Below are 2030 nucleotides of genomic sequence, written 5' to 3' on the forward strand. Positions count from 1 at the left end.
GAACCCCGCATTTCACTCAGAAAATTCAAAGAGATGATCAATACCTATATCATCAGTGAGATCAATATACCGGATTATGGGGATCAGCATCTGCCCCGAAGAATGCAACTGATGCCCGGCATCTGCATGGATTGTACTGTTGGCCATCCGATCCGAGATCGAAGTTCTGCAGAAGAGAAAACCGGAACATTCCCCGAACAGGTTCGGTTCCGGCAGATGCCACGTTGGCAATAATGGATCTGTCATCTCTCCTGATAAGCATTCCGGTGTTGCCAAAATTGCGGATATGAATCCGGGCATTCCGGATTTGTATCAGGAGTTGCGGAAAAATGTACAAAAAAACCCGTTGTCTGGTTCTTATTGTTGCCATGCTGGCGGTCTTCACTGCCTCGGTAATGGCATCAGGTCCGTTTGTTGAAGTATCCCGCCCGTTATATCAGCAGTACACAGGAAGAAAAAGAAACGTTCCATCCCTAAGGTGATATGTCAATGTTCAGTCCGCTCTCCAAAAATCTCCTACGCGGCATTCTGGTTTTCAGTGTCGTTGTTCTCACGATCCCTATTCGACGATACGAGGAGTTCGCAGGCCAGAGTTCCGAACTCTCAGTTCTCCTCTACTGTTTCGGCCTTGTGATCGGATTTGCGTTTATGTTAGCTGCTCTCGCATTAGAAGGCACCCGCAAGCAGCCGGCCACACCATTTCCCGTACTGAAAAACTCCGGCCTCGCAGTTCTTGCGGCAATTCTCCTGATTCTTGTCGTGACTGCGGTCTGTGTCGGAAACTTCCTTGCAGGATATATGCCGGAGAAGACGGGCTTTTCAGGGATAGCCTACTGCGCTGGTCTTCTGCTGGGTTTTGCAGCGGTTGGTGTTTTGTACTATCTTCCAAAGTACCTGCCGCAGAAGGAAAAACCAAGTGAAGACTGACATTCTGGTATCTACTCGAGGTCTTATTGACTATGTAATATCGTGACCACCCGGAAATGTGAGTATAGGAACAAATTATATTTTTTCTTACGGTAAGAGATATCATGTCCAAATCATCAGAACCCCGCTATGGAACTGCAGTCACTTTTGCAAAGATTGGTATAGTCTTTGCCTCTCTTCTCTGCTTTTCCCTCTACCTCTGGTTTGCCGTCATCCTGCTGTACCTGCCCTTCCTTCGGACAACCGACCTGTTCGTTTATAATTATTTTTATATAAGCCCTCTTCCCGGCCTCATCCTTCCTGCACTTGGAGGAGTCCTGTATCTCCGGTACGGCAGACCGGAAAACCCGAAACCCCTGTACCTTTTCATCGCAATTCTCCTGATCGCCATTGCCGTATCCTTCCTCCCGGGCATCAATACACTGCTGAGCCTCTTTTTTCTTGGCACACTTTCTCCTGCAATCCTCTACCTCTTCCTACTCGTTCTCCCCAAAACCAGTTTTATCCGGACACTCAAAATATTCTCCGCCATCTTTGCAGGAATCGCCCTCGTATTCGGTATCTGTATTCCGGCATACTTCGACGCAGTAAAAACCGCCGCAGCCGCAGCCGGCGGCTATCCCCTCGCCGGAGAAACCTGGCTCTTCGTCGGCATAATATTCTGCCATCTCTTCCTCACCCCCGCCTATGGATTCACCTTCCTTCTCGGTTCCTTCAACGCTCTCAAATCAGTACCGGCATCACAAAATTCACCCCCGCCTGAACCATAACTCAGCACAATAAAACGAGGTGCAGGAATCAGAACCCCCATAGTGTCCCGAACGCCCGGCCTCTCTGAGCCGGTTCACAGGTCGGCCCCGGATATTGCGGAACAGAATCTTACCAACCCAGATTTCTCTTGGGAGAATTATTGATCAGAACCCCGCATTTCACTCAGAAAATTCAAAGAGATGATCAATACCTATATCATCACTGAGATCAATATACCGGATTACGGGGATCGGCATCTGCCCCAAAAAATGCAACTGATGCCCGGCATCTGCATGGGTTGTACTGTTGACGACCGCAGATCTTTAAGTCGGCGTGGCGGATAACAGAAACCG

General features: G+C 48.9%; 4 protein-coding genes. 3 read left to right on the plus strand and 1 reads right to left on the minus strand.

Annotated features, from left to right (window positions below; translation table 11 throughout):
- Nucleotides 1-61: 61 nt before the first annotated feature.
- Nucleotides 62-262: a hypothetical protein gene (locus O0S10_RS10395; protein WP_268925813.1), complete on the minus strand. Its 201-nt coding sequence runs from the start codon at nucleotides 260-262 to the stop codon at nucleotides 62-64.
- A gap of 67 nt (nucleotides 263-329) precedes the next feature.
- Here O0S10_RS10395 and O0S10_RS10400 point away from each other — a divergent pair, with 67 nt between their 5' ends.
- The 3 genes from O0S10_RS10400 to O0S10_RS10410 all read left to right on the plus strand — a co-directional run bounded on the left by O0S10_RS10400 (nucleotide 330) and on the right by O0S10_RS10410 (nucleotide 1697).
- Nucleotides 330-482 (plus strand): hypothetical protein, encoded by a 153-nt coding sequence (locus O0S10_RS10400; RefSeq protein WP_268925814.1) that lies wholly within the window; start codon nucleotides 330-332, stop codon nucleotides 480-482.
- A gap of 1 nt (nucleotide 483) precedes the next feature.
- Nucleotides 484-927, plus strand: coding sequence for a hypothetical protein (locus O0S10_RS10405; RefSeq protein WP_268925815.1), 444 nt, complete (start codon nucleotides 484-486; stop codon nucleotides 925-927).
- A 104-nt stretch (nucleotides 928-1031) separates the two neighbouring features.
- Nucleotides 1032-1697 (plus strand): hypothetical protein, encoded by a 666-nt coding sequence (locus O0S10_RS10410; RefSeq protein WP_268925816.1) that lies wholly within the window; start codon nucleotides 1032-1034, stop codon nucleotides 1695-1697.
- Nucleotides 1698-2030: the final 333 nt, after the last annotated feature.

It is taken from the genome of Methanocorpusculum petauri (assembly GCF_026891975.1).
Taxonomy (GTDB): domain Archaea; phylum Halobacteriota; class Methanomicrobia; order Methanomicrobiales; family Methanocorpusculaceae; genus Methanocorpusculum; species Methanocorpusculum petauri.